Genomic DNA, 26,490 nt, shown 5'->3' with positions numbered 1-26,490 from the left:
GGTCGTTCTCAGGGAAGCCTGGCGCCCCGGACGAACCGGGCCGCGACGTCGTGGAGTTTCGTGTTGGTGTGCTGCGACTCGGTGATCAGGCGCCGGAAGGCCTCTTCCGCGGTGATCCGGTGGACGGCCATCAGGATGCCCTTGGCCTGTTCGATCACCGCCCGGTTCTGGATGGCGGTCTCGAGTTGCCGGTTGACGGTGCGCGCGTCCTCGCGCTCGCGTCTGTTCCGCAGCCCGAAGCCGACGACCGTGGCGTAGAGCCGGAGCAGATGCGAGTCTTCGTCCCGGAAGCCGTGGGTGCCGAGGCCGAAGAGGTTCAAGGCTCCGGTCAGCCGTTCGTCGACGTCCAGGGGAGTGGAGAGGTAGCTGCCGACCCCCGCTTCTTCGGCCGAGGCGGTGAAACGCGGCCAGGACTCGCGGGCCTCCTCCACCGAGAGCCGGACGGTCCGGCCGGTGCGCGCGGCCCGCAGGCAGGGACCGTCACCGGTCTCGTACTGGACGCTGTCGACGGCGAACGCGCGAGGGTCCGTCCCTGCGGCCGTTTCGGCCTTGTCCCCGCGGACCACGGTGATGCTGGCCATGTCCGCACCCGGTACCGCCCGCACCGCCGTGGCGCAGACGGCGTTCAGGAGCACCGCCTCGTCCGATTCGGTCTCCAGCGTCCTGGTCAGCGCGGCCATCGTGGTGGCCAGTTCGTCCAGGTGCTCGATGCCGGGTGCTCGGCGCGCCACCGCGGGCTGCTCCTTTCTCTGGCGACAGCAAGCGGGCGGCCTCGCGGCACGCCGGAATGGAAACCGCTGGGACCCAACGGATCGGCATCGATTTTACCCTGGTCGGAGTGGGGCGGCAAAAGTTGATCAAGGTGCCGGAGAAGGACGCCGGCCGCGCACGACCGGCGTCCTTCGCGCTATTTGCCCGCCTTCGCCTCCGGTATGCCGTTCGGCGGCGGGGCGTCGCTTGCCGCCGAGTCGTTCGCCTCGATGGGTGCTTCGCCGATGTCGGTCACCAGGACCGGGGTCAGGTCCTTGCCCACCCCGCCCTGGAGTTCGACCACCGACATCCCGGAGATGCCCAGATGGCTTTCGCCGGTGTAGCGGAACGGCGCCAGGCCCGGCCCTTCCATCGTCTTCCCGGACCGCTGGATCGCCTCGACGATCCCCTCGCGGGTCAGGTCCCGCCCGGCCGCCTGCAGGGCCTGGACGAAGGTGTAAGCCTGCGCCATCCCGTAGATCCGGTAGTTCGTCAGCTCCCCGCCCTTGCCGTGCCCGCTCCAGACCTTCTGCCACAGCTTCGTCCACGCGCTGTCCGGGGCGTCCACACCCGGCAGGTACTCGGTGGTGAGGACGCCGTCGATGAGCGACGCGCCCTGGGTGACCTTGCCTTCGGAGAACCGCGCGAGCAGCGAGCCGACGAGGGCCGGGTCGGAGCCGACGTTGCTGTAGAACCATTTCGGCTTGAAACCGATCTTCAACGAAGCCAGCTGGGAGAGCGCGGTGTAGGAGGGGACGGTGAAGCCCAGCACCAGATCCACGCCCGCGGCCTTGAGTTTCGCGATCTGCGGGGCGACGTCGGTGTTGCCCGGCGAGTACTTCGCGACCTCCACGATCTGCTTGTCGAGGAAGCGGCGCGCACCCTTCTCGCCGTCGCGGCCGAAGTCGTCGTCCTGGAGGAACAGGCCGACCTTGGCCTGCGGCAGGTTCTTCCGCACCCAGTCGCCGATGATCTTGCCTTCGATCTCGTAGTCCGGTTGCCAGCCGAAGGTGAACGGCGCCTTCTTCGGGTCGTCACCCCAGCGCAGCGAGCCGGACGACACGAACAGATCCGGGACCTTCGAGCTGTTCAGGAATTCGACGACCGCGCTGTGCGTCGGCGTGCCGAGGCCGCCGACCATCGCGAAGATCTCCTCCTTGAGTACCAGCTCGTTGGTGACCGCGCTGGTGTTCGTCGGGTTGTACCCGTCGTCCTTGACCACGAACTCGATCTTGCGGCCGTTGATGCCGCCGTTCGCGTTCACGTAGTCGTAGTACGCCTGGTGGCCGCTGGGGATCTCGCTGTACCCCGGCGCGGCGACGCCGGTCAACGGGAAATGCGCGCCGATCTTGACGGTGGTGTCGGTGACGCCGACGGACGAGCCCTTCTCCCCGCCCTCGGGTCTGCCACCCGCGCCGCAGGCTGTCGTGACCGTCACGGCCAGGAAGAGGGCCAGGGCCCGGGACCAGCGTTTCATGAACTTCGCCTCCAGTGGATGAGTTTCCGCAGCCCGCCGGTGAGGCCGGCCGGTGCGAGCAGCACGATCAGGACGGTGACCAGGCCGTAGCTCAACGGCGCCAGCTGTGCGGCCTGGACGTCGGACAGGCCGAGGTCCGTTCCCGCGCCGGTCACCAAGGGCGGCAGGAATGTCAAGAGCGCCGCCCCGGCGAGCGCGCCGGTGAGACTCCCCAGCCCGCCGAGCACCACCGCGGACACCAGCAGGAGCGACAACGTCAGCGCGAATCCGCTCGGCGCCGCCAGCCGCGCGGACAACGCCATCAGCGCCCCGGCGAGTCCCGCGCAGCCCGAGCTGACCACGAAGGCCTGCACCCGGGTGCGGCCGAGGTCGATCCCGGCCAGTTCGGCGGCCACGTCCCCGTCGCGCACCGCGCGCCAGTTGCGGCCGACGCGGCCACGGGAGAGGTTCGCCAGCAGGACGAACACGAGGATCACGGCGAACCAGGAAACGTAGGCGAGATACCGGATCGGCGTGAGGTCCTGGCCGGTGGCGAAGTACGCGGCGTCCGCCAGCCAGCCGGGGATCTCCGGCATCCGGACCGGCAGGCCCTGCTCCCCGCCGAGTGTTCCGCCGAAGAACAAGGGGATGCCGGGGACGGCGACGGCGAGCGCGAGCGTCGCGCCGGCGAGATACGGCCCGTGCAGCCGGGCCGCGGCGACGCCGACCAGCGTGCCGACGGCCAGCGTGACCCCGACGGCCAGCAGCAGGACCACCGGTAGTGGCAAGGCCGCCGTCTTCAGCAGCAACGCGGCCGAGTACGCGCCGACCGCCATGAGCGCGCCGTGGCCGAGGGAAAGCTGTCCGTTCAGTCCGGTGAGGACGGTCAATCCGCCCGCGGCGATCGCGAAGTACGCCATCGCGGTGAACTGCGCGTTGAGGAACGGGCCGGTGTTCTCCAGCACGAGAACGACGACGACCAGTGCGGCGAGGGCGAGCAGCAGTGACCTGCGCGGCATGTCAGACCCTCCGCTCGCGGACACTCGCGAACAGCCCGCCGGGTTTGAGCAGCAGGACCACCATGAGGATCCCCAGCGCCGCGAGCGGGACCAGCTCGGCGCCGACGTACCCGCTGACCAGGCTCAGGGAGAGGCCCAACACGACGCCGCCGACGACCGCGCCGACCGGGCTGTCCAGGCCACCGAGCACCGCCGCGACGAAACCGTAGACGACCACACCGTCCATATAGGACGGATGGACCAGTCCGCCGCCGGCGATCAGCAGCCCGGCCAGGGAACCGGCGAGGGCGGCCAGCGCCCAGCCGAGGGTGAGCATCCGCCCGACCCGCACCCCGAGCAGGCGGGCCACCTCCTGGTCGAAGGCGGCGGCCCGCATCCGCAGGCCGAGATCGGTGCCACGGAACAACAGCACGAGCCCGGTCAGCACCACCGCGACGGCGGCGACGGTGAACACGCCGAAGCCGGTCAGCGCGATCGTCGTGCCGCCGACCTGGAAACCGGTCAGCCCGAACGGCGCGGGGAACGACCGGTACCGCGCGCCGAACACCAGCGCTGCCAGCGCGTGCAGCACGATGAACAAGCCGAGGGTGAGGATGACGGCGTTGATCTCGGGCTTCCCGGAGACGAACCGGACCACGAACCGTTCCACCACGGCGCCGAGCAGCAGCCCCGAAAGCAGGGCGACGGCGAAACCGAGCCAGTACGACCAGCCGGCGTCGATCAGGACCAGCGCCAGGTAGGTGGTGATCATCGCCATCGGCGCCTGCGCGAAGTTCACGATCCGCGTCGCCCGCCAGATCAGCACCAAGGCCAGTGCGAAGGCGGCGTAGACCACGCCGAGGGTCAGGCCGGTGAGCGCGGTGGTCAGCAGTTGCTGCACGAGGCCCCTTTCAGAATCCGAGGTAGGCATGCCGGAGGTCGTCGTCCGCGACGAGCGTGGCCGCGTCCCGCCGGACGACGACCTCACCGAGGTTGAGCACGACGCCGTGGTCGGCGATGGACAGCGCGCTGCGCGCGTTCTGCTCGACCAGCACGACGGCCAGCCCGTCGTCGCGGACGAGAGCGCGCAGCAGGTCGAAGATCTGCGCCACGATCCGCGGCGCGAGGCCCAGTGACGGCTCGTCGAGCAGCAGGACCTTCGGCCGGGACAGCAGCGCGCGGCCGATCACCAGCATCTGCCGTTCCCCGCCGGAAAGGACATGCGCGAGGCCGTTCCTGCGGTCGGCGAGCACCGGGAAGAGGTCGTAGATCCGGCGCAGGCCGTCCGCCGTCGCGCGACCGCGCGCACCCAGGGCACCCAGCCGCAGGTTCTCCTCGACGGTCAGTTCGGCCAGGACACCGCGGCCTTCGGGGACGTGGGCGAGGCCGAGCGCGGGAAGGTCCTCTGTGGACACTCCGGTGAGGTCGCGGCCCGCGAGGGAGATCCGGCCGCCCGACGGCCGGACGAGCCCGGAGATGGTGCGCAGCAAGGTGGTCTTCCCGGCGCCGTTCGCGCCGAGGACCGCGGTGATCTCACCGGGGGCGGCGGACAGGCTCACGGAATCGAGCGCCCGGACCGGGCCATAGCCCGCCGAGAGGTTCTCAACGGTCAGCACCGGCCACCTCCTCGCCGAGGTAGGCCGCCTGCACGGCCGGATCCGCGCGGATCTCGTCCGGGGTGCCGCGGGCGATCACCTTGCCGAAGTCCAGCACCACGATCTCGTCGCAGACCGCCATCACGAGATCCATGTGGTGTTCCACGAGCATCACCGACATGCGGTCGGTCAGACCCCGCACCAGCGTGCCGACGTCGGCGATCTCGGCGGCCGAGAGCCCGCCCGCCGGTTCGTCGAGCAGCAGCAGATCCGGTTCGCCCGCCAGTGCCCTGGCGAGGGCGACGCGTTTGCGGACCGGATAGGGGAGACTCGCCGGGTAGCGGTGGGCGACGTCGGCGATGCCGAAGTCGTCGAGGTAGGCCATCGCCCGCTCGGTCAGTGCCTTCTCGTCCCGCGTCAGTCCCAGCAGGGACGAGAAGAAACCCGCTTTCGCGTGCCTGTCCGCGCCCACCAGGACGTTGTCCAGCACCGTCATCCGGTCGAACAGGCCGAGTTCCTGCAGGCCGCGGGCGATGCCGAGGCGCGCGAGGTGATGGGGGCGCAGCCGCCGCAGTTCGGTGCCGCGCCAGGTCAGCGTGCCGGCGTCCGGCCGGATGAAACCGCACGCCACGTTGAACAGCGTGGTCTTCCCCGCGCCGTTCGGGCCGATCACGCCGAGCACCCGGCCCGGGGCGACGGTCAAGGAGACGCCGGACAGCGCGACGAGACCGCCGAACCTCACCGACACGCCGGACATCTCGAAAGTCGACAGGGTCACGCAGGGAACTCCCAACGGCGAAAGGGGACGCGGGGTGGAGATCAGGTCCCGGCGCGGCGCGCCGGGACCCGATGCGCTCAGGCGTGCGGGCAGGTGTCCCGGTAGTCGCTGATCGTGCGGTCGTCCGGGGCGGGGCAGAGGAACTGCTCGTAGCGGGTGTCGTTGTCCACGAACCGCTTCAGCCACGAGATCGTGTACTTCGCCATGGTCGTGTTCGCCGTGTTCGGGAAGAAGTGACTCGCGTTGTCCAGCTCCATGTACGCCTTCTCCGCCGAGGCGGGAATGCTGGTGTAGAACGGGATCGAATGCGAGGCCACCGGCGCGACGGTGTCGGATTCGCCGCCGATGACGAACGTCGGCACCCGCAGCGAGGACCACGACTTCTGCGTGTTCCACGGCGCGAGCGGGACAGCCGCCTGCAGTGACGGCCGGTCCTGTGCCGCTTCGAGCGAACCGCCGCCGCCCATCGAATGCCCGGCCACCGCGAGGCGGGAGGTGTCGATACGGGAGCGGACGCTGCTGCGCTGGGTCAGGTAGTCGAGCGCGGCCAGCAGCTGGTCGCCGCGGCTGTCGGGCTGGTCGTAGATGGTGTTGGTGTCGATCGTGAACACGACGAATCCCTGCGACGCCAGCCGCGGGCCGATCCACGCGATGCTCGACTGGGTCGCGGTGAACCCCGGCGAGATGGCGACCGCGCCGAACGTGCCCTGCGCGGTGCTGGTGGGGTAGTAGATGGTGCCGCCGCCGAAGCCGGTGACGGCCAGGCTCGACACCGAAGTCTGCGACACCGCGAACGAGCCGCGGGAGGCTTCGATGCTGCTTTCCGTCGGGTCCGGCCCCCGCTCATAGGGGTTGTCGGCGGCGTAGGCCGTGGGAGCGACCGTGAGTGCCGCGACGGTGGCCAGTCCACAAAGGATCCGGGTCGTACTACGCATGGTGCCGTCTCCGTTCGCCGTTGAACACAGTCCGTGGTGATGGACTGTGGCAAACGGCCGCCGGGGCCGCATCGGCGAAATCGCCAGTGTTCGTCCGCGGCCACGTTCAGCGGGTCCGCCGCCCGTACGATCGGCGATCGTGAACCCCTCAGCCGAGGACATAGTCCGCACCGCGGCGCGGTGGATCGATCGCGGCATCCGTGTCGACACGTCCGCCTTCGCCCAAGACCTGGGCATCTCGCGCAGCACCCTGTTCCGCCGCGTCGGCAACCGGGAAGACCTGCTCGGTGATGCCCTCTATTACCTGTCCGAGCGCACCCTGACCGCCGCCGCGCGCACCTGGGAGCGCGATGAGGGCGATGTGGTGCGTAATGCGGCGGGCGAACTGCGCTGTCTCGCGATCATGCGCGAATACCGGTCGGTCCTGGCGGCGAGCGCCGGGTTCCGCCGCTTCCTCGACGACGAGCCGGTGCTCGCGATCCGGCTGCTCACCGATCCGGACGGGCGGGTCCAGCCGAGGGTGATCGCGGCGCACGTCGAGTTGCTGCGCCGCGACGTCGACGACGGCGGCTTCGTGCCCGCGGTCAGCCTGGACAGCCTCTGTTACGCGATCGTCCGGCTGGGGGAGGCGTTCCTGTATTCGGACGTCCTCGCGTCACGCACACCCGATCTCGAGGCGGCGTCGACGCTGCTCGCGGCGCTCGTGGAAGGAAAGGTGCCCAGCAGGATCTTGTGAAACACTTGCGCTTGGTGTTTCATCGAAAGGGATTTCGAGGAGGCGCCGATGCCTGTCCGGGACGTCGTGTACCCGCTGCGGGGCAGGGACGATCTCTTCGGCGGGCTGCGGTCGGTCGCCGGGCACGCCGTGCTGGTCCGCGGCGCGGAAGGACTCGGGAAATCGGCGCTCCTGACCGAGCTGCGCGGCGCGTCCGGCGTCCGCCTGCTCGGCGTACGGGGCCTGCGAGCGGAGCGCGCGCTGCCGTTCGGGGCGCTGCACCGCCTGTTCGGCGCCTCGGTCACCGGGGGAGCGGAAGCGCATCGGCGGCTGAGCGAACTCCCGGGGCCGGCGATCTGCTGGGTGGACGACGCGCAATGGGTCGACGCGGAATCCTTGGCGGCGCTGGGTTTCGCGGCCCGGAGGCTGTCCGGGACCCAGGTCGGGATGGTGCTCGCCTCGCGGTCCGGATCCGACGAGTTCGAGTCCGTCGAGCTGGCCCCGTTGACCGCCGAGGCGGCGGACCTGCTGCTGCGTGACCGGAGTGTGCCCGCCGGGGTACGCCCGCAGCTGGTCGAACTGGGCGGTGGGAATCCGGCGGACCTCGTCGCGCTGGCGGCGCAGCTCACCCCGGCTCAGGCCGCGGGCCGGGAGCCGGTGTCGCCGGTCCTGCGGGAACGCCTGGCCGGGTACGCCGCCCGGCTGGACGCGATGCCTGCCGAGGACCGCGTCCGGTTCCTCGCCGCCGTCGTGGATTCCCCGGCGAGCAAGGTGGCGCAAGCGACGTGGTCGGCGGCGGCGTCACCGTCGGATCGCCGCGCGGCGCACGCGCGGCTGGCCGCCGAGGGGGAGGGACCGGACGCGCTCTGGCATCTCGCGATGGCCACCGCGACGCCGTCCGCCCCACTCGCCGACGCCCTCGCCGCCGCACCGGCGGCGGACCACGCGGCCTCGGCCAGGCAACTCGAACGCGCCGCCGCCCTGGCCGTCGATCCGCCGGTACGGGCGGCCAGGTTACTGGCCGCCGCCGACGCCGCCTGGCAGGCGGGGAGGCCGGGCTGGGCGCGGCTGCTGCTCTCTCGTGTCGACGCTGAACCGGGCGCGGTGGCGTTGCTGCACGGGGAAATCGAACTGCGTGACGGCGATCCCGCGGTCGCCACCCACGAACTGGGCACGGCCGCGGAACTGCTGCCCGATCCGGCCGCCGCGCTCCTGCTGGCCGGTGAGGCGCGCAGGCTCGGCGGCGACCTGAGCGGGTACCGGGGCCTGGCGCGGACGGTCCCCGCCGGAGACGGACTGGCCTCCGCCCATTTCAGCGGTCTCACCTCGGTCTACGCCGGACGTCACGACGACGCCGTAGACCCGCTGGAGGAGGCCGTCCGCCGGGGGATGGGCGACGCCGACGTCGCCGGTGCTGTCTGGGCCGCCGAGGCCGCCTTCGCCCGTGGACACGCCGAACGGGCCCATGAGTACGCGGCCGCGGCCGTGAGCCGCGCGCGGCTGGGCAGGCGGCACGCGGAACTGCCGTGGGCGCTGATCTACCTGTCGCTGTCCGCCATCGCGCTCGACCGCCTCCCTTGCGCGCGGGCGGCGTCCCGCGAGGGCCTGCACGCGCCCCACAACCTGCGGATGGAGCATCTGACGTTGCTCGGGCTCGCCGCCGCGTTGCTGGGCGAACGGGCACCCGAACTGGGCGAGGCGGCAGGCGGGATCGCCGAACGCGGCCTCGGCAGGCCCGCCGCCGTCTCGGCGTGGGCGAACGCCTGCCTGGACCTGGCCGAAGACCGGCCGGACGACGCGCTGAGCAGGCTCGAAGACCTCGCGTCGGGGGTTTCCGGCGACCAGCCGGTGATCCGGGTCCTCGCCACCCCGCAACTGGTCGAGGCGGCCGTCCTCGCCGGGCGGCCCGAACGCGCGCGGACGGCGCTGGAGGTGTTCGATCGCTGGACCCTCGCGGGGGCGGAACCCTGCTGGCTCGCGCTGAGCCACCGCTGTCACGCGCTGACCGCCGAGGATCCGGTGGGGGCGGAACGGCGTTTCCGGGCGGCGATCGAGGCGCACCGGCTGGCGGGCGGCGCCGTCGAACTCGCCAGGACGCGGTTCGCGTACGCCACCCTGCTGCGCCGCCATCGGCGGACGAGGGACGCGCGGGATCAGTTCCGCGATGCCTTGCGCGGCTTCGAAAACGTCGGCGCGACCCGGTTCGCCGAACGGGCCCGCGCCGGCCTCCGGGCGACCGGCGAGACCGTCGACGCGCCGCACCGGTCCCTCGCCGGGCTCACCCCGCAGCAGTCCGCCATCACGCGCCTGGTCGCGGCGGGGGAGACGAACAAGGAGATCGCGCGGCGGCTGGTGATCAGCCACCGGACCGTGGATCACCACCTGCGCAACATCTTCACCGCTTTGGGAGTGCGCTCACGCGTCGAACTCGCGCGCCGCTTCGCCGACTCGTGAGCGCACCTCTCCCCGCGCCGCGTTTAGTCCTCTGGATGCGGCAGCTTCGCGTCCTCTAAACGCGGGGGCAGGCGAGCACCGGTGCCTGCGGACGGCCACCGCCGTGCAGGTCGCTCAACGGAACCCTCGCCAGGCCGAGGATCGCCTGGGCGGTCGCGCGCGGGGCGGTCGACGGGTTCAGGCCGGTGGCGTCGTAGGCGATCGCGCCCCGGTCCGCCACCGCGCCGGTGCAGCCGATCTGCAGCGACCGCAGGAAGTCGCGCGCCTTGGCCGCCGCGGCGGGACGGTGACCCGCGAGCGCTTCGGCGGCGAGGCCGGTGCTGTTGGCGTTGGGCGCGTTCGTGCCGAACCCGAAGCCGCCGTCCGCGTGCTGCTTGGTGACGAGCCAGGCCGTGCCCTCGCCGGCGTTCACCGCGTCACCGGTGGCGCGCAGCGCCTGGACGACCGTCGCGGTCGCGTCGACGTCGCTCGTGCACGTCGCTTCCCCGAAGTTCAGCGGGAAGCCGCCGTCCGCGCATTGCGTGCCCGAGAGGAAGGTCACGGCGGACGCGGGAGCGCCCTCGGGGGTGCGGTCGAGCGCGAGCAGCGCGAGCGACTGCGAAAGGGCGTTGGAGTAGTCGCCGAACGCGGACCGGTCGGAGAACCGGCCGGACGGCGTGAGCAGCGAGAGCAAGCCCGCCTTCAGGTCGACACCGCCGAACGACGACGGGTTCGCGCCCCGGATCTGCGCGGCGAGCATCAACTTGGCGTGCGCGCCCGCGTAAGCCTCGGCGCCACCGCCGACGTAGCCGGTGGTGATCTCCGGCTTCGCCAGCCACGCGATCGCCTTGCCCGCGTTCGTGTCCGACACCCCGGCGGCGGCGAACGCGAAGACGGCGTCGATCGTCAAGCCCTGGTCAGGGAACTTCTGGCCGCCGAAGTCAGCCTCGAACCGTTCCCCGTCGGTCAGTTGCCTGGCGAGCCAGCCCGCGGCGGCGCCGGCCTTGTTCGTGGTGGCCGCGGCCGCCGCCGGGGCGGCGACCACTCCGAGGCCGCACAGCATGACGACGGCGAGGACGAAACGTCTCATGAGAACCCTTTCCCGCATTTCCACGACAGGAGTCGGTGGTGACACCGCGCGACGTGGGTGACCGGGCTCGCCGGGAAGGCATACCGTTGCGGGACAGCGCCGGACTCTCACCGGACTTCCCCCACGACCGCGCTGAATCGGACGGTCCGAAGAATGTCATCCCTGGCGCGTGCCGCGGTACCGCCGCACGCGAGCGGTGCTGTGATCCTGGCAACGACCTGGTCAGCGGTGCCTGCCGCCGAAGATCGGGTGCTAACCTCGGCTGGCTCGACAATTCAACACCGCCGCCCGTGACGGGGAAGCCGGTCGAAATCCGGCGCTGTCGCGCAACCGTGGGCCCTTTCACCAGGGCGAGCCGGGATACCGAACGGGCGGACGAACGAACCAGAAGTCCGAACCACTGTCGCGATAAACAGGGGTGACCGCGGCGTTCCGCGCCTGTCCTCCGTCGTGCCGCAAAGGAGGAGTACATGCGCCGCGGATCTCTGGCCGCCTTGTCCTTCGCCGTCAGCGCCGGAGTGGTCGCCGCACTGCTCACCGGCACGGCGACGGCCGCGAGCGACCGTGATGCGGCGCAGGCGAATTCCCGGTGGCTCGCGTCGAAACTGAAGCCGGACGGCACGCTCGACGATCCCAACGGCGGCGCGTTACCCGACCACGGGCTGATGCTCGACGTGGTGTTCGCGATGTACGCGGCGGGCGAAGGCGCGCGCGCCGAACCGATCATGAAGTTCCTCGACGACCAGGGCCACGCCACCGACTACTTCACCTGGGACGGCTTGGTCCCCGGAGCCGGGTACGACGCCGTCATCGTCGGCGGCGCGGTGGCGAAAACGCTGGTCGCCGCCCAGGTCTCCGGCCGGGACCCGCGGAACTTCGACGGCCACGACATGGTCGCCGAGACCCACGGCGCCATCATGCGCCAGGGCCCGGACAAGGGCCGGATCAGCGACTACTCGAAGAACCCGGACCTGGCGGGCTCCGTGACCAACAACGCCAACATGTTCGGCCAGGCGCTCGGTGTCATCGGGCTCGCGGCGGCGGGCGAGAACGAGCGGCTCGCCATCGACAAGCTGCTGACCCAGCAGTGTTCCGAGGGCTACTTCCGCATCTTCTTCAGTGACGTCAAGACGACCGAGACCGGCGACCACGTCCGCCCGGGCGGTTACAAGGTCGCGACATGCGACGAGGGCAAGGCGACCGACCAGTCCGCGCCGGACGGCGACGCCACCGGCCTTTCGCTGTCGGCGCTGCTGGCCGCGCGGAAGGCGGGCGCGACCGGACTCGACGCGCCGATCGCCAAAACCGTTTCCTGGCTCACCGCGCACCAGAGCGCGGACGGTGGCTGGGGCGGCGGCGTCGGCACCGAAGCCCCGAACACCAACAGCACCGGTCTGATCGTCCAAGCGCTCGCCGACGCCGGAGGAGCGGAAGCGGCGGTGGACCGCGGGATGCGCTTCCTCAAGTCCGCGCAGGCCACGGCCGCGGCCGACTCCGGCACCAGGCTCGCGGACGACGTCGGCGCGATCGCCTACAGTCCCGCGGCCTACCGGGCCGCGCGCACCGGCGGCATCAGCGGGCTCGACACCTGGATCCGCGCCGGTGCCCAGGGCTCGCTCGGGCTGGCACAGACCGGCTTCTACGCGCTCGCGAAACGTGCCGGGCCACCGCCGAACCCGGGCACGGTCATCGTCACGCCGCCTGCGGCCAAGCCCGCCACCGGGCCCACCCCGAAGGCCGGTGCGGCGAAACCGAAGAGGACGGGACCGAGGGGGACCACGGTTCTCCGGAACCCGCCGGTGACGGCGGTCCCGCCCGCGGGCACGGGTACGGCGACGCCGTCGGCCCGCCTGGGCGCGTACCTGGCGAACCGGCTGGTCGGCGGCGACCACGTCGAGGTCATCGAGGACGGCAAGACCTACGTCGACTACGACGCCACCGCGGAAGTCGTGCTCGCGTTGCGGGCGCTGGACGAGCAACCGGACACGGTCGCGCGCGCGTCGAAGTTCCTGCTCACGCCGGAGGCCGTGCGGGCCTACGCGCATGGCGCGCCGTACGAACAGGGCGGGGCGTCCTACGCCGGGCCGCTGGCGAAGCTCGTGCTCGTCGCCGAGTTCGCGAAGGCTTCCGATGTCGCGGCTCAGCTGCAGGCCGAGTTGGTGGCACTGCGCGGTCCGGACGGCAGGTTCACCGACACCGGTTCCTTCGCCGACGCGGACGAGACGGTCGAACGCCACTCCTGGGCCCTGCTCGCCACCGCCGCCGAACCCGGTGCCGCCGTCGAACTGCTCCTCGCCGCCCAGTGCGCCGACGGCACGTTCCCGAAGCACCTCGACACCCCGGAGTGCGGATCCGGTGACCTCGGCGCGACGGCCGCGGCCGTCACGGCCCTCGCCGCGCGGCCGTTCACCGACGTCGCACCCGCCACCAAACGGCCGGACGGCTGGTCCGAGCGGCGCGTGTCGGCGTTCACCGCCGCGGTGGGCGCGCTCGGCGTCCGGCCGACCGGCGAAGGCATGGTGACCGGTGAGGCGGGGGAACCGGACGTCGCGCTCAGCGCCGCCGTCGCCGCCGCCCGGCAGGTGGCGGGGCTGGACGCGAGCCGGACCGCGCGTGCGCTGGGCGGACTCGTCCAAGCCGACGGCGGCTTCGTCAAGGGATCCGCCGCGGGCGACGGGAGCACCGACTTCCCGACGAGCTTGGCGGCCGCACCGGGCGTCGCCGGCCGTTCGTGGCTCACCGCGGCGGATTCGCCGTTGTCGCCCGCGCTCCGGCTACCGCTTTCCGAGGTCACCACGGCCGACGCCGCGCACGCCATGTCCGGCTCGCAAACATCGGCCGCCGCCCCGCCTTCGTGGCTGACATGGGGCCTGGCCGGACTCGCCGGGGCGCTGCTGCTCGCGGTGATCACGCTGGTTTTCCTGCTTCGCCGGTTCACCAACACCAAGGGGGTCTCGTCATGAGAAAACTGCTCGCCGTCACGTCTGTCCTCATCGGACTGACGATCGCCGTGCCCGCGACCGCGCAGGCGGTCGATCCGGCCAAGGGGTACAACGGCGTCTGCACGGGGAACGACGCCCTCACCGGCGTCACCGTCGTCGTCGACTTCCAGGAACTGAACGGCAACGGCGGCACCGCCGCGCCGACGATCACGCGCTGCTCGCCCAACGCGAGCCCCGGCACCGCCCGTACGGGCATCAAGGCATTGCAGGACGCGGGTATCGCCGTCGCCGGGACCGCGCGATGGGGCCTCGGTTTCGTCTGCCGCCTGGAGACCCGCCCGTCCGCGACCGAAACCCTTCCGCTGTCGGGCAACCCGAACTACAAGGAAGCGTGCGTCAACACCCCGCCCGCGAACGCGTACTGGGGTTACTGGTACGCCGACGGAACCGGGGCCTCCTGGACCTACAGCACCCAGGGCGCCCTCAACCGCAACGTCGTCCCCGGCGGCTTCGAAGGCTGGTCGTTCTCGCTGAACAAGTCCGCCTCGACCAACCCGCCGCCCCGGGTCACCCCGTCGAACCCGGCCCGCACCGTCCAATGAGGAGGGTCTTCGGCCTGGTGGCGGCGATCGTCCTGATCGCCGCCGCTTCGCCGTCCGCCTACGCGATCGATCAGGGCAAGGGCCATCCCGGTTTCTGCAAGGACGCCACCGGCGTCACCGTCATCGTCGACTTCCAGCAACTCGGCGGCACGACCATCGTGCGCTGCTACCCCCAGTCGTCCCGCGGCACCGGACTGGACGCGCTCAAGGGCGCGGGTTTCCAGATCGCCGGGGTGCAGCGCTGGGGCGAGGGATTCGTCTGCCGGATCGAGAACCGGCCGTCCGCGACCGAGCAGCTTCCGGTCGCCGGCCGCGAAAACTACCGTGAGCAGTGTGTCGACACTCCTCCGGCCGGCGGGTACTGGTCCTATTGGCATGCCTCGAACAACTGCGCCTGGGACTACAGCCAGTGGGGCGTGAAGAACCGGGACTTCGTTCCCGGCGGGTTCGAAGGCTGGTCGTTCTCGCTGAACGCCACCACGGAGACCAATCCGGTTCCCCGCGTCTCCGCGGTGCGGCCCGGGACCGAAGGCCAGCCTTGCGTACCCCGTGAGGAGGCGAAGCCGGTCACCGGCGATCCCGGCGAACGGCAGCGGCCCCAGCCTCAGGCCGGAAACGGGCAGCAACCAGGCGAAGGCAGGCAGGCGCCCGCGGGCGGGGAGCCCGGTGCGGGAGCACCTCCGGTCGCGGGGCAGAGCCCGGGGGCGTTGCCGCCGCCGAAGCCCCGTCCGAGCGCGTCGGCGCGGCCGAAGGCGAAGGATCCGTCGACCAACGTCGCGTTCACCGGCGGGGAGAACGCCGAGGACGTCAACGCGCTGATCGAACGCGAGTCCGGCGCGAGCGACTGGGCACCCTGGGCGGCGGGCGGCGCCGTCCTGGTGCTGTGCGTGGCCGGATTCCTGGTGGCGCGCAGGCGTAAACGCGCGCAGGGAGCCTGATGACCTCGTATTTCCTGCCGCGCGACCTGCATCCGGCCGCCTGGTGGGTGTGGGCGCTGGGGCTGGCCGTCGCGGCGGCCCGGACGACGAATCCGTGGCTGCTGCTGACGATCGTGGCCGTCGCGGGCTATGTCGTGGTGGCCCGGCGCTCCGAGGCCCCGTGGGCGCTGGCGTTCCGGCTCTACCTCTATCTCGGCGCGATCATCGTGGCGGTCCGGGTGTTCTTCCGGCTCGTCTTCGGCGGTTCCGAGGGATCCACGATCATCCTGCGGCTTCCCGAAATCCCGCTGCCCGCCTGGGCGGCGGGGATCCGGCTCTTCGGTGACGTTTCCGCGGAATCGTTGCTGGGCGGGCTTTACGACGGGATGCGGCTGGCGGCGATGGTGATCTGTCTCGGCGCGGCCAACGCGCTGGCGAATCCGAAACGACTGCTCAAGGCGATGCCGCCCGCGTTGTACGAGGTGGGCACGGCGGTGATCGTCGCGCTGTCGGTGTTCCCGCAGCTCGCCGAGAGCGTGCTGCGGGTCCGGCGGGCCCGGAAGCTCCGGGGCGGTTCGGGCAAGAAGGCCAAGGCACTGCACGCCATCCTCATCCCGGTACTGGAAGACGCCCTGTCCCGCTCGCTGCAGCTCGCCGCGTCGATGGACTCCCGCGGTTACGGCCGCGCGGGGCGGATCGAGGCGCGCGCCCGGCTGCTCACCGGCACGCTGATGATCGCCGGACTGCTCGGCGTCTGTGTCGGCGTTTACGCCACTTTGGACGGTTCGACGCCCAGATATCTCGCCGCACCGGTGCTTTCCGCCGGCGTGGTGATCGGGCTCGCCGGATTCTGGTCCGCGGGCAAACGCGTCCGGCGCAGCCGCTACCGCCCCGATCGCTGGCAGCCGGCGGAACTCGTCGTCGCCGCGAGCGGGATCGGCGTCGCGGGCGTGCTGTTCATGACCTCCAGCGTGAACCCGATGGACCTCAACCCGTCGCTGATCACCCTGTCCTGGCCGTCGCTTTCGTGGCTGCCGCTGCTCGGTGTGCTGGTCGGCGTGCTGCCCGCCTTCCTGACCCCGGTCCCCGAACCCCCGTACGCCGCGCTCGAAGAAGAAGTGCACGCATGATCGAACTGAACCACGTCACCTTCACCTACCGCGACCGCTCCGAACCGGTGCTGGCCGACGTGACGCTGTCCATCGGCGAGGGTGAACTCGTGCTGTTCGCTGGCCAGACGGGGGCGGGGAAGTCGACGCTGCTCGGCACGATCAACGGCCTCGTCCCGCATTTCACCGGCGGCCATCTGGAAGGCACCGTGTCCGTCGACGGGGTCACGACGCGGTCGCGGCCACCGCGCGAGTTCGCGCATCTGGTCGGCGTCGTCGGGCAGGATCCGCTCGCGGGTTTCGTCACCGACACCGTCGAGGACGAACTGGCGTACGGCATGGAACAGCTCGGCCTCGACCCGCAGGTGATGCGCCGCCGCGTCGAGGAGACCCTGGATCTCCTCGGCATCGCCGAACTGCGCAGGCGCGCGTTGCGGACGCTGTCCGGCGGGCAGCAGCAGCGGGTGGCGATCGGGTCGGTGCTCACCACGCATCCGAAGGTGCTCGTGCTGGACGAACCGACGTCCGCGCTGGACCCCACCGCCGCCGAGGAGGTACTGGCGACGTTGGCCAGGCTGGTGGAGGACCTCGGCACGACGGTGCTGATGGCCGAACACCGGATGGAACGCGTGATCCCGTTCGCGGACCGGATGATCTACGTTCCGGGCACCGGGGGAGTGGTGGATGGCCCGCCGCCCGAGGTGCTCAAGGACATGCCCATCGCGCCGCCGATCGTCCAATTAGGACGGCTGGCCTCATGGGACCCGCTGCCGATGACCGTGCGCGACGCCCGGCGGCGCGCTTCCTCGCTGGCATTGGGGACCCCGCCGGTCCGGAGCGCGAGCGAGGGCGAGGAGGTGCTCACCGCGTCCGGGATCGTGGTGCGGTACGGGCCGAAGGTCGCGGTGCGGGAGGCCGACCTCACCCTGCGCGCGGGCGAAGTACTCGCGATGATGGGCCGCAACGGCTCCGGCAAGTCGTCACTGCTGTGGGCGGTCCAGGGCTCCGGGCCCCGGCAGGGTGGCAAGGTCACCGTCGAGGGCAAGGACCCGAAGACGCTGAGCAGCGCCGCGGCCCGCGCGCTCGTCGGCATGGTGCCGCAGACCGCGAGCGATCTGCTGTATCTCCAGACCGTCGCCGCCGAATGCGAAGCCGCCGACGCGGAGTCGGGTGCGGAAACGGGATTCTGCCGTGCACTGCTCGACAGGCTCGCCCCGGGCATCGATCCCGGCTCGCATCCTCGCGACCTTTCGGAGGGACAGCGGCTCGCGCTCGTGCTCGCGGTGCAGTTGTCGGCCGCGCCCCGGGTCATGCTGCTGGACGAACCCACCAGGGGCCTCGACTACACGGCGAAGGCCGCGCTGGCGCAGATGATCGCGTCACTGACGGCCGAGGGCAAAGCGGTCGTGGTCGCCACGCACGACGTCGAGTTCGTCGCGACGGTCGCGCAACGCGTGGTGGTGATGGCGGAAGGGGAGATCGTCTCCGACGGCCCGACCGACCGGGTGCTGGGCGGCTCGCCGGCGTTCGCGACGCAGGTCGCCAAGATCCTCGGCGAACCGTGGCTCACCGTCGACGACGTCCGCTCGGCGCTTCCGCAGGAGGTCCCGTGACCGCCGCGCCCGCGGTCCGGCTGGGCCCGCGCTCGGCACTGGTGCTCGCGCTCGCGTCGCTCGCCGGGCTGATGATGTTCCTGTGGCCGCTGCTGGTCCGCGTCGAACCGCAGTCGATGCAGCACGGTCCGGACGCGCCGTTCGTGTTCATCGGCCTCCTCCCCGTCCTGATCGTCATCGTGCTGGCCGAGATGTCGGAAGGGGGCATGGATTCCAAGGCCCTCGCGATGCTGGGCGTCCTCTCGGCGGTGAACGCGGCGTTGCGCCCACTGGGGGCGGGCACCGCGGGGATCGAGACCGTGTTCTTCATCCTGGTACTGGCCGGACGGGTGCTCGGGCCGGGATTCGGGTTCGTGCTGGGCTGTACGTCGCTGTTCGCTTCCGCGTTGCTGACCGCCGGAGTCGGGCCGTGGCTGCCGTTCCAGATGATGTGCTCGGCGTGGATCGGGATGGGCGCGGGACTGCTGCCGCGCCGTGTCACCGGCAAGGCCGAGATCGCGATGCTGGTCGGCTACGGGATCTTCGTCGCGTACGTCTTCGGATTCCTGATGAACCTGTGGTTCTGGCCGTTCATCACCGACGCCGAAGTGCCGTACCACGATGGCCACATCTCTTACGTGCCCGGCGCCCCGGTGCTGGAGAACCTGCACCGGTTCGCCGTGTTCACCCTGCTGACCTCGACGGCGGGCTGGGACACCGGACGCGCGATCACCAACACGGTGGCGATCCTGGTATTGGGCCCCGCCGTGCTCGCCACGCTGCGACGGGCGTCGCGGAAGGCGTCCTTCGGCCGGGAGTTCCTGCCCAGCTCGTGAGTGGTGATGACGGTTCTAACCGTCATCACCACTCACGAGGGGATGTGGTCAGCAGCGGGATTCGGCGGCGGCCTTGAGGTCCTTCAGCCAGGCTTCGAGCCCCCAGCCGAGGTACTGGGTCGCGGTGGCCACGTCGGCCTCCACCTGGGCGCCAGACCAGTTCTCCTCGGTACGGACGAGGACGCCGCCCTTGACCTCGGTGAAGTTCCAGACGTGGATGCCGTTGTCGATGCTGAGCCCCTCGCCGAGGGCGGGGCCGCTCCAGCGGAGGCACTTGCCGCGCTGGATCTGGTGGACGGTCGAGGTGATCGACAACGTGGTGGCGGGGGTCGTCGCGGTGGGCGGCACCGGGGTGGTCCAGCGGAAGCGTGAGTTCTTCCGGAGCGGGCCGTGGTCCAGGCGTTCGTTGCTCAAAACCGGCTCTTGCCACGACGGCCAGCGCTCGACGTCGGTCTGCAGGCGCCAGATCTTGCTCAGGGGCGCCTTGACGAGGGTCTCGGTCCGGTAGTGGATCGGCGCTTTCGTGTCGATCGTCTTTCCCTGGCACGAAAGCGGAGCGGGGGATCCGGTGGTGGCTGCCTGGGCGGGCGTCACCGTCCCGCTCAGGAATCCGATGGCCAGTGGGAGAGCGAGCACGACGATCCGGCGACGGCGCTTCTGGGTGTCCGACATGGTTCTTCTCCTTCGTCCGACGAGTGGGTTAGCTCTTCTTGCGATAGTTAGAAGCTATAACCACGAACGAGTGAGTGTCAATAGGGAAAGTGATAGCCTCTAACTGGTCAGGGCGCCGAGGCTGGGAAGGAGTGGCCGATGGACACGGACGGGACGACCTCGCGAGAGCGGTACCGGGCTCAGGTGCGCGCGGAGATCAAGCAGTACGCGTGGGAACAGTTGGCCACGACGGGCGTCTCCGCGCTATCCCTCAACGCGATCGCCAAACATGTGGGGATGAGCGGTCCCGCGCTCTACCGGTACTTCGCCAGTCGCGACGACCTGATCACGGACCTCGTCCGCGACGCCTACCGCGGCCTCGCCGACGCCGTCCTGGCGGCGGACGGCGGCGTGGCCGAAGTCGCCTACGCCATAAGGGAATGGGCGCTGGCCGACCCGCAGCGCTACCTGCTCGTCTACGGCACGCCGATCCCCGGCTATCACGCGCCCGGCGACACCACGGGGATCTCGAACGAGATCATGAAGGTGCTGCTCGACGTCCACGAAGCGCACGCCGGGCGTGGCAGGCCGACGCCTTTCGACGCTCATCTCGAAGATCATCGCGAGTGGGCGGGCGGTCATCCGGCACCGTCGGCGGTACTCCGGCGCGCCATCACGTTCTGGACGCGGATCCACGGCGTCCTGTCGCTCGAACTCGCCGGGCATTTCGCCGGTATGGGGTTCGATCCCGCCCTGCTCTTCGCCGCCGAACTGGACGACATGCTCGCGGACTGAGGGCATTCTCCATAATGGACAGTTCCCGCTCAGTGGGGCACTCAGGCCGGTTTTCCCGCTGTGCGGTGATTTTCCGTGCTAACTTCCCGGAATGCGCGGAGGATCCAGGGTTCCTTTCGGTAGGACGCTCGCGGTGGCCGTGTCGGTGTTCCTGGTCTCGCTCGTCGGCGCCGGGGCGACGGCGAACGCGTCCGGCACGCAGACATCGCGGCACGGCTGCGAATGCGCGACCCCTTCGATCGACCGATTGCAGCAGTGGCTCGCGTCCGGCGAGGGGACGACGGTTCCGGCGACCGGCAGCCTGCTCGTCCGGGAGCGCGGCGGGTACGCGGCCAAGGTGGACTTCCTCAACGCCGAGTGGCATGTGATCGTGGTCTGGCTGGGGAATCGCTTCGAGGCGCAGGCCGATCTTTCGAAGTCCGCCGGTTTCTGGATGACCTACAGCGCGACGGACGACCTCTACGTTCAGCTGCGCCCGGCGTCGCATTGGAGCGGCGGCGACAAGTGGCTCACGAAGGTGCCGTCGACCGGCGGGAAACTCGTGAAGAGGTTCTTCAGCTTCGCGCCCAGCGCGTGGACCACCCTGCCCGAACTGGGTGAACCGTCGTATTCGTTCGCGTCGGCGCTGACCGAGGCGCGCGGCCTGGTCTTCGTCGGCAAGACCCCGAACAGGCTCGATTTCCGCGGCCTCGCCATCGATCGCTACCGGCCGCCCTGTCTCTGAACGCGTCCGCGTCGAGAGGGCTTGCGGCAGGCCGTCACGCACGGTGCCCGATTTGTCCTGTACGGTGGACTTTCAGCCGCCCCGTGCTCGACCGATCCGAGGAGTACCCCTGATGAGCCTGTTCGACTCGCTGAAGGAGAAGGCCGCCGAACTGCTGGGCGGCGCGGGGGACAAGGTCAGCGAGCTGACCGGCGTCGACCTTTCCGGCGCCGCCGACCAGGTCACCCAGTCCGCCGAGGGACTGACCGAGACCGGTCAGGGCCTCGCCGAGAACGCCACCGCCGCGGGACAGGACGCCGTCGATTCGGCCACCGCGGCCGGTCAGGGCGTCGTCGACTCCACCGGTGCGCTCGGCGACGCCGCCACCGGACTGGCCGGCGGCGTGTTCGACCCGAACGCCCGGGGCTGACCGCCCCCGATCCCCGGTATCCGCGAGATCTCGCGGATACCGGGGATCGTCATATCCGCTAGGTGAGCGGGTTGTCCTGATATGTGCTGCGGAAGCAGCCGCCGCCGTTGACCCGGTGCGGCTGTCGCGGAAAAAAAGACCACCGTCCGCGTGCGGTTCGACGCTATTCTCGGGGAACTGATTCATTCTGTGGGGAGCGGATATGGTCGGGATCTGGATAGCACTCGGCGTACTCGTCCTGGTGATCGGCATCGCCGTGGTCACCGATCTGCGGGATCGGGGGCGAGGCGGTACCCGCGAGTTCATGCTGCCGAGCTGGGCCTCGCGGCGGGCGGACTACACGGAGAACGACCTGGTCCACGGCCGCTGGGTCGCCAAGTCACCGCGCGAACAGGAGGAAGAACTCCAGCGCCGGTACAAGTCGGGTGACGAGTGAACGGTCCGTAGTCCGTCCGAAGTGGACGGTCTACGCCGCGGGCCTGCTCCAGCGCCACGCGTCGTGCAGGACCGCGATCAGGGCTTCGTCGTCGGCGAAGGTCGGTTCTTCCCCGACAGGCACCCAAACCCGGTCGACGATCTCGCCGTGCCGTCGGCGGATCACCGAGATCCCGGCGTAGGACAGCGCCGTGCCGCCGCCGGCGGCCACCCGCCGGGACTCCCAGCGCAGCTGGACAACGCGATCAGCGCTCATGGACCACAACTTTCCGTACTTGCGTACAGGGTAAGTCGTCTCTCGGTGCTCGCGCGTTTCACATCGTCTCCACCGGGTGTCGGGCAAAGATGCTCGACACCCCCGGCGAGCTGCGGATTCCCGCCTGGAATTCGAGCGTTCTGGTGAATTTCGTGGAACGGGCGACGTTACGTCGAGCTGGTGACCCCGATCACAGCGAATGCCCCGATCGTGGGAACATGACGGCGTACGGCACCGAAACCCGGAGGGTGAATGCTCCGCAGAATGCGTCGTTGGCTCGAATTGCTCAGTCTCGGCGGTTTGGCGGTGGTCGGCTTCGCGGTCGGTATCGCGCAACAACTCGGCTGGCTGGACAAGGTCGCGGCGAAGGGGGTCACCACTTTGACCCTGATCATGGTGATCGGTGTGGTCGTGGTGCTGCTCATCGAGCTGACGCCGTTCGCACTACGACGGCGCAATCGAGGTGCACAAACGGTTTCCGGACGCCGCCTTCGTGAGCACGGGCATCACGAACTGCCTGAAGACGCTCGCCCGGCTGCATCGGCGGCTGGCGACATGATCCGTTTCTGAGCGAGGGGTGCAGTGATGCGAGAACTGGACGAGTTCGAAGACGGCTTGATCGAGCGCTTCCGGAACCATCCAGTGCTGCGGGGTGTCGCGGACCTGTCGCTGGAGGACCTGCACACCGTCCTGTCGCAGCGGCGCTTCCTGTCGCTGGCCTTCACCATGGCCTACGACCTGGCGATCGACCTGCTCACCGACGAGCAGTCCATCCGGATCGCCCGCGTGATCATCCGCGAGGCGTACCCGGAAAACACGTCACCGGGCAGTACACCCTCGCACCGCGAGGACCTGATGGCCGACCTCCTCGCCCTCGGCGTCCCCCGCGAGGCGCTGGTGCGGTCCCGGAAGACCCTCGCCACGTCGGCCTGTATCGACACCACCATGGAGTTGATCGCGACCGCCGGGGAGTCGAAGTACGCGGACGTGGAACTCCTGACGATCCTGCGATTCTGGGGCGAGGTCCTGGTTTCGGTCGAGTACGGCGAGCTGTGGCGCCGGGTCGGCCCGATGCTCGGCGACAAGTCCGTCTTCTACTGTCCGCACCACGTGCACGACGCGAAGTCCCGTCCGCTCGCGGCCGCCTCGCCGCTTTCGCTCACGCCTTCCGACCAGCTGGGGTCGCGGCTCGTGCAGCTGATCGACTCGCACGAGGCCCGGGAGCGGTTCCGCGACACCGAGCAGGCCGTCGTCGCGATCAAGTCGGCCTTCTACGACCAGTTCACACTCGGCTCGTGAGTGGTAATGACGGTTCTAACCGTCATTACCACTCACGAGGTCCTGCACCGGCCGCGTGGGCTGAAGCGCCCTTCAGCCCCTCCAAGGTGCGCGGGGCGTGGGCCGGGGTGGTCGTGAGTGGCAAGTGTCGTTCTAACGGCACTTGCCACTCACGAGGCAGCACCTAGCCGACGAGACCGGAGAACCGGCCCAGCGTCTCCTCGCGGCCCAGCGCCTGCGTGATCGAGTGCAGATCCGGGCTCCGGGTCGAACCGGTGATCGCGATCCGGATGATCTGCGAAGCCTCGCGAATGGAGCCGGGGAAGCCTTCGGGGTTCTTCTTGAACTCCTTGGCGTTCTTCGCGAAGCCGTGCTTCGCCGCCACCTCGCGGATCTGCTGGAACCACTCCTGGCCGTCGTCGAGCTGCTGGTAGTTCCCGACGAAGTCGCGCGCGACGGCCTGGACGACCTCACGGTCGACGCCCAGCGCGGCGATCCGCTCGTCGTCGGGGCCGGCGACGGCGGCGTGCAGCTGAGGGAAGAAGAAGCCGTAGACGGCGCGGAACTCGCTCCACTTCTTCAGGTCCTTGCGCGGGTTCTCGGCGCCGTCGCGCTCGACGGCGAGCGCCCGCAGCGCGAGGTCGGGTTCGGCGTCGAGCACGGTCCGCAGCTCGGGGTCGAACCGCTCGGCCCAGGCGCGGACCTCATCGAGGATTTCGGCGCCGGAGAGCGTGGCGATGTGGTCGGCCGAGATGTCGTCGAGTTTGACCAGGTCGACCAGCGGTCCGGCGACGCCGCATTCGTCGAGGTTGATCGGCTCGTCCAGGGCCTGGTCGAGCGGCATTTCGGCGAGACGGCCGTTGGCGAGGCCGCGCAGGTAGTACAGGACGGCCTTGGCGGGGTAGCCGGACTCGATGTAGAAGTCGACGCTCGCTTCGGGATCCTTGCGCTTGGACAGCTTGCGCTTGCTGCCGCCCTCCTGCTTCATCAGCGGCGCGATGTGCGCGTAGGTGATCGGCTCGAAGGCGAGCGCGTCGAACAGCTGCTGGTGCACCGGCACCGACGAGATCCACTCATCGCCGCGGATGACCAGGTTGACGCGCATGAGGTGATCGTCCACGGCGTGCGCGAAGTGGTAGGTCGGCAGCCGGGGGCTCTGGTCGGAGCTCTTCAGGATGACGACGTCGTTGCGGTTGGCCTCGGCTTCGAGCGGGCCGCGGATGGCGTCGGTGAACCGGGCACGGGCGCCGGTGTCGTCCGGGGCGCGGAACCGCACGACGTACGGGTCGCCGGCGTCGAGTTTGGCCTGGACGTCGGCGGGGTCGGCGTCCCGCCAGATCGCCCACGAGCCGTAGTAGCCGGTCGGCAGCTTCGTCGCCTGCTGCCGCGCGGTGATCGCCGCCAGCTCTTCCTTGGTGGCGAAGTCGAGATACGCGCGGCCGAGGCGGAGCAGGTGCCGGACGTAGGTCAGGTAGATCTGCTCGCGCTCGGACTGCTGGTACGGGCCGTAGCCGCCGCCGCGGTGGATGTCCTCGTCGGCGGCGAGGCCGAAGTAGGAGAAGCCGCGCTCGAACTGGTCGATGGCACCCTCGACCTCACGGGACCGGTCGGTGTCCTCGACCCGGACGAGGTACCGGCCGCCGCTGCGGCGGGCGACGTCCTGGTCGATGGTGGCGACGTAGATGCCGCCGATGTGGACGAATCCGGTCGGCGAAGGGCCGAAGCGGGTGATCAGCGCGCCTTCGGGGAGGTCGCGGGCGGGGTACCGCTGTTCCCAGTGCTCGGGTTCGGGCAGGTCGGCGGGGAAGAGGGCGTCGATGACTGCTCGGTCCAGCATGGCGGTTCAGATCTCCCGGCGTCGTGGTGCATGGCGGTTTTCGCCACCGAGGAGCCTAACCGTCCGGCCCGGTCACCTGACGAGGGTGGTCCCGCTGAGGAGTGCTCCACTTGCGCGACCCGCTTGAAGCGAGTGGAGCAGTCGAAAGCCACACGTCGCCCATGGTGCTTCGCACTGTCGGCGGCGGGGTCCGAACCTGCACGATTTCGGTACCGAACACCGCAGGTTCAGAGGGAGTTTTCCAATGAAGACCACCGTTTCCGACGATATCCGCCGCTTCTTCGCCGACTCCGGGATCGACGTCTCCGCGGCGGGCCAGGCCGAAGTCGAGGTCGTGATCGACCACTTCGACAACCGGAAGAACACGTCAAGCGGAGGCGCTTTCGGCTGTTTCACCGGCGCCTGCTGCCTGATGGCCTGAGTGGTCCGCGCAGAAGCAGCCGACGCCCTTCGCTATCCAGTCCCGGCCTTCCCATTCGGGGTGGCGTTCGATCACCAGCGCTTCGAGTTCCGCGGCGATCGTCTCTTCGGGGAGAGCCGAGTCGCGGCGGCGCCAGGTCTCGTCGCGCAGCAGTTCGAGGTACTCGCGGACGTCGGTCAGGATCCGGCGCCCGGAGACGTCGCCATGGCCAGGGACGACGAGGTCCGGCCCGGCGGCGTCCAGCCGTCGCAGCACCTCGATCCACCGCGATCCCGAGACGTCGGTGTCGTACGGCGGGAACCACGGGAAGATCGCGAACTGGCCCGCCTCGACCAGATCCCCGGTGAACAGCACGCCGGCGTCGGGGACGGTCACCACCTGATCACCCTGGCTGTGGGCGCGGCCGGTGGCGCCGAGCCGCACGACCCGTCCACCGAGATCGAGGTCGTATCCGTCCTCGTAGACCACGTCCGGAGCGATCAGCTCGACGTCCTCCAGGTTCCGTGCGACCGGGGCGCCGAGGCCGCGGAACATTTCGAGATAGCCCGGTCCTTTGTGGACCAGATCCGCCGCTTGTGCGCTGTTGACGAGGTAAGTGGCCTGATCCGCGAAAACCTGTGCGCCGAACGCGTGCTCGGGGTGGAAATGCGTCGTGGTCAGGTACAGACGGCGGCCACGGGCGTGCTCGACGGCGAAGGCGAGCACCTTCTCGGCGTTGCGCGGCCCGAGCCCGGTGTCGACGACCAGCACCGAACGCGTGCCCCCGATGACGCCGATATTGGGGACGAGTTCGACGCCGCGGTTCGGGATCACCACGACGTCGCGGGCGACTTCGACGGCCTGGCCGGGGTCGACGGCGGGCTCGTGGACGAGTGGTTCGAAGGGCATGATCCCAATCTCCCGCCGGTACCCGGCCGCCGTCCAAGTCCGATTTCG

27 protein-coding genes and 2 riboswitches are annotated in these 26,490 nt (G+C 70.1%); of the genes, 15 read left to right on the top strand and 12 right to left on the bottom strand.

The window, feature by feature from the left end; translation table 11 throughout:
* Positions 1–8: 8 nt before the first annotated feature.
* The 7 genes from SD37_RS25750 to bdeA form a co-directional block, all read right to left on the bottom strand.
* Complete coding sequence (locus tag SD37_RS25750; protein WP_145926969.1) at positions 9–680, bottom strand: GAF and ANTAR domain-containing protein; 672 nt, start codon at positions 678–680, stop codon at positions 9–11.
* A 227-nt stretch (positions 681–907) separates the two neighbouring features.
* A complete protein-coding gene (locus SD37_RS25745; protein WP_044851174.1) occupies positions 908–2,227 on the bottom strand; it encodes an ABC transporter substrate-binding protein in 1,320 nt (439 codons plus the stop codon).
* Positions 2,224–3,225 (bottom strand): branched-chain amino acid ABC transporter permease, encoded by a 1,002-nt coding sequence (locus tag SD37_RS25740; protein ID WP_044851173.1) that lies wholly within the window; start codon positions 3,223–3,225, stop codon positions 2,224–2,226. Before SD37_RS25740 ends, SD37_RS25745 begins: the two co-directional genes overlap by 4 nt.
* A 1-nt stretch (position 3,226) precedes the next feature.
* On the bottom strand, positions 3,227–4,105 hold the full coding sequence (locus SD37_RS25735; protein ID WP_044851172.1) for a branched-chain amino acid ABC transporter permease: 879 nt from the start codon (positions 4,103–4,105) through the stop codon (positions 3,227–3,229).
* Between the two features lie 10 nt (positions 4,106–4,115).
* A complete protein-coding gene (locus tag SD37_RS25730) occupies positions 4,116–4,820 on the bottom strand; it encodes an ABC transporter ATP-binding protein (RefSeq protein WP_083255314.1) in 705 nt (234 codons plus the stop codon).
* Positions 4,807–5,556 (bottom strand): ABC transporter ATP-binding protein, encoded by a 750-nt coding sequence (locus SD37_RS25725; RefSeq protein WP_044851240.1) that lies wholly within the window; start codon positions 5,554–5,556, stop codon positions 4,807–4,809. The genes SD37_RS25730 and SD37_RS25725 overlap by 14 nt, the downstream gene beginning before the upstream one ends.
* Positions 5,557–5,654: 98 nt before the next feature.
* Positions 5,655–6,512 carry a bis(hydroxyethyl) terephthalate hydrolase gene (bdeA, locus tag SD37_RS25720; protein ID WP_044851171.1) on the bottom strand — a complete coding sequence of 286 codons (858 nt, stop codon included), beginning with the start codon at positions 6,510–6,512 and terminating at the stop codon, positions 5,655–5,657.
* Positions 6,513–6,651: 139 nt separating this feature from the next.
* Between bdeA and SD37_RS25715 the strand changes: the two genes are divergently transcribed.
* Positions 6,652–7,248, top strand: coding sequence for a QsdR family transcriptional regulator (locus tag SD37_RS25715; protein WP_044851170.1), 597 nt, complete (start codon positions 6,652–6,654; stop codon positions 7,246–7,248).
* Between the two features lie 48 nt (positions 7,249–7,296).
* Complete coding sequence (locus SD37_RS25710; RefSeq protein ID WP_044851169.1) at positions 7,297–9,681, top strand: LuxR family transcriptional regulator; 2,385 nt, start codon at positions 7,297–7,299, stop codon at positions 9,679–9,681.
* 55 nt (positions 9,682–9,736) lie between these two features.
* On the opposite strand, the gene SD37_RS25705 is transcribed toward SD37_RS25710, so the two are convergent.
* Positions 9,737–10,750: a prenyltransferase/squalene oxidase repeat-containing protein gene (locus SD37_RS25705; protein ID WP_044851168.1), complete on the bottom strand. Its 1,014-nt coding sequence runs from the start codon at positions 10,748–10,750 to the stop codon at positions 9,737–9,739.
* 35 nt (positions 10,751–10,785) lie between these two features.
* Positions 10,786–10,912: riboswitch (cobalamin riboswitch) on the bottom strand.
* A 109-nt stretch (positions 10,913–11,021) separates the two neighbouring features.
* Positions 11,022–11,137: riboswitch (cobalamin riboswitch) on the top strand.
* An 83-nt stretch (positions 11,138–11,220) separates the two neighbouring features.
* Here SD37_RS25705 and SD37_RS25700 point away from each other — a divergent pair.
* From SD37_RS25700 to SD37_RS25675, 6 genes are read left to right on the top strand one after another with little or no spacing between them, the layout of a single operon-like run.
* The gene (locus SD37_RS25700) at positions 11,221–13,713 is read left to right on the top strand and encodes a hypothetical protein (protein ID WP_044851167.1); all 2,493 of its coding nucleotides are present in this window, start codon (positions 11,221–11,223) and stop codon (positions 13,711–13,713) included.
* Positions 13,710–14,294, top strand: a complete 585-nt coding sequence (locus SD37_RS25695) for a hypothetical protein (RefSeq protein WP_044851166.1) — start codon at positions 13,710–13,712, stop codon at positions 14,292–14,294. Before SD37_RS25700 ends, SD37_RS25695 begins: the two co-directional genes overlap by 4 nt.
* A 17-nt stretch (positions 14,295–14,311) precedes the next feature.
* Positions 14,312–15,232, top strand: a complete 921-nt coding sequence (locus SD37_RS25690; RefSeq protein WP_236725115.1) for a YML083C domain-containing protein — start codon at positions 14,312–14,314, stop codon at positions 15,230–15,232.
* Positions 15,232–16,341 carry an energy-coupling factor transporter transmembrane component T gene (locus SD37_RS25685; RefSeq protein ID WP_044851165.1) on the top strand — a complete coding sequence of 370 codons (1,110 nt, stop codon included), beginning with the start codon at positions 15,232–15,234 and terminating at the stop codon, positions 16,339–16,341. Before SD37_RS25690 ends, SD37_RS25685 begins: the two co-directional genes overlap by 1 nt.
* Entirely contained in the window at positions 16,338–17,933 is a 1,596-nt protein-coding gene (locus tag SD37_RS25680; RefSeq protein ID WP_044851164.1) for an ABC transporter ATP-binding protein, read from the top strand. The genes SD37_RS25685 and SD37_RS25680 overlap by 4 nt, the downstream gene beginning before the upstream one ends.
* Positions 17,930–18,748 carry an ECF transporter S component family protein gene (locus SD37_RS25675; RefSeq protein WP_044851163.1) on the top strand — a complete coding sequence of 273 codons (819 nt, stop codon included), beginning with the start codon at positions 17,930–17,932 and terminating at the stop codon, positions 18,746–18,748. The genes SD37_RS25680 and SD37_RS25675 overlap by 4 nt, the downstream gene beginning before the upstream one ends.
* 48 nt (positions 18,749–18,796) lie before the next feature.
* Here the strand turns inward: SD37_RS25675 and SD37_RS25670 are convergent, their stop codons facing one another.
* Complete coding sequence (locus SD37_RS25670) at positions 18,797–19,420, bottom strand: SRPBCC family protein (RefSeq protein WP_044851162.1); 624 nt, start codon at positions 19,418–19,420, stop codon at positions 18,797–18,799.
* Between the two features lie 138 nt (positions 19,421–19,558).
* On the opposite strand from SD37_RS25670, the gene SD37_RS25665 reads away from it, so the two are divergent.
* From SD37_RS25665 to SD37_RS25650, 4 genes are all read left to right on the top strand, one after another.
* Positions 19,559–20,194, top strand: a complete 636-nt coding sequence (locus SD37_RS25665; protein ID WP_044851161.1) for a TetR/AcrR family transcriptional regulator — start codon at positions 19,559–19,561, stop codon at positions 20,192–20,194.
* Positions 20,195–20,285: 91 nt separating this feature from the next.
* The gene (locus SD37_RS25660) at positions 20,286–20,918 is read left to right on the top strand and encodes a hypothetical protein (RefSeq protein ID WP_083255078.1); all 633 of its coding nucleotides are present in this window, start codon (positions 20,286–20,288) and stop codon (positions 20,916–20,918) included.
* Between the two features lie 112 nt (positions 20,919–21,030).
* Complete coding sequence (locus tag SD37_RS25655) at positions 21,031–21,327, top strand: hypothetical protein (protein ID WP_037313469.1); 297 nt, start codon at positions 21,031–21,033, stop codon at positions 21,325–21,327.
* Between the two features lie 202 nt (positions 21,328–21,529).
* A complete protein-coding gene (locus SD37_RS25650) occupies positions 21,530–21,763 on the top strand; it encodes a hypothetical protein (protein WP_044851160.1) in 234 nt (77 codons plus the stop codon).
* 30 nt (positions 21,764–21,793) lie between these two features.
* Here the strand turns inward: SD37_RS25650 and SD37_RS25645 are convergent, their stop codons facing one another.
* The gene (locus tag SD37_RS25645) at positions 21,794–22,018 is read right to left on the bottom strand and encodes a hypothetical protein (RefSeq protein WP_044851159.1); all 225 of its coding nucleotides are present in this window, start codon (positions 22,016–22,018) and stop codon (positions 21,794–21,796) included.
* A gap of 300 nt (positions 22,019–22,318) precedes the next feature.
* Between SD37_RS25645 and SD37_RS25640 the strand changes: the two genes are divergently transcribed.
* Together SD37_RS25640 and SD37_RS25635 are read left to right on the top strand one after the other, a co-directional pair.
* Positions 22,319–22,588, top strand: coding sequence for a hypothetical protein (locus tag SD37_RS25640; protein WP_236725114.1), 270 nt, complete (start codon positions 22,319–22,321; stop codon positions 22,586–22,588).
* A gap of 15 nt (positions 22,589–22,603) precedes the next feature.
* On the top strand, positions 22,604–23,317 hold the full coding sequence (locus tag SD37_RS25635) for a hypothetical protein (protein WP_044851157.1): 714 nt from the start codon (positions 22,604–22,606) through the stop codon (positions 23,315–23,317).
* Between the two features lie 163 nt (positions 23,318–23,480).
* Here the strand turns inward: SD37_RS25635 and SD37_RS25630 are convergent, their stop codons facing one another.
* Entirely contained in the window at positions 23,481–25,133 is a 1,653-nt protein-coding gene (locus tag SD37_RS25630; protein ID WP_044851156.1) for a glutamate--tRNA ligase, read from the bottom strand.
* Between the two features lie 244 nt (positions 25,134–25,377).
* Here SD37_RS25630 and SD37_RS43245 point away from each other — a divergent pair, with 244 nt between their 5' ends.
* Positions 25,378–25,554 (top strand): hypothetical protein, encoded by a 177-nt coding sequence (locus tag SD37_RS43245; RefSeq protein ID WP_167369658.1) that lies wholly within the window; start codon positions 25,378–25,380, stop codon positions 25,552–25,554.
* On the opposite strand, the gene SD37_RS25625 is transcribed toward SD37_RS43245, so the two are convergent.
* Positions 25,501–26,442, bottom strand: coding sequence for an MBL fold metallo-hydrolase (locus tag SD37_RS25625; RefSeq protein ID WP_044851155.1), 942 nt, complete (start codon positions 26,440–26,442; stop codon positions 25,501–25,503). The two genes, SD37_RS43245 and SD37_RS25625, sit on opposite strands and share 54 nt — an antisense overlap.
* Positions 26,443–26,490: the final 48 nt, after the last annotated feature.

The sequence above is a fragment of the Amycolatopsis orientalis genome (assembly GCF_000943515.2).
GTDB lineage: Bacteria > Actinomycetota > Actinomycetes > Mycobacteriales > Pseudonocardiaceae > Amycolatopsis > Amycolatopsis orientalis.
Note: the sequence above shows the minus strand (reverse complement) of the source record. Positions and strands in the feature narration are given on the sequence as shown.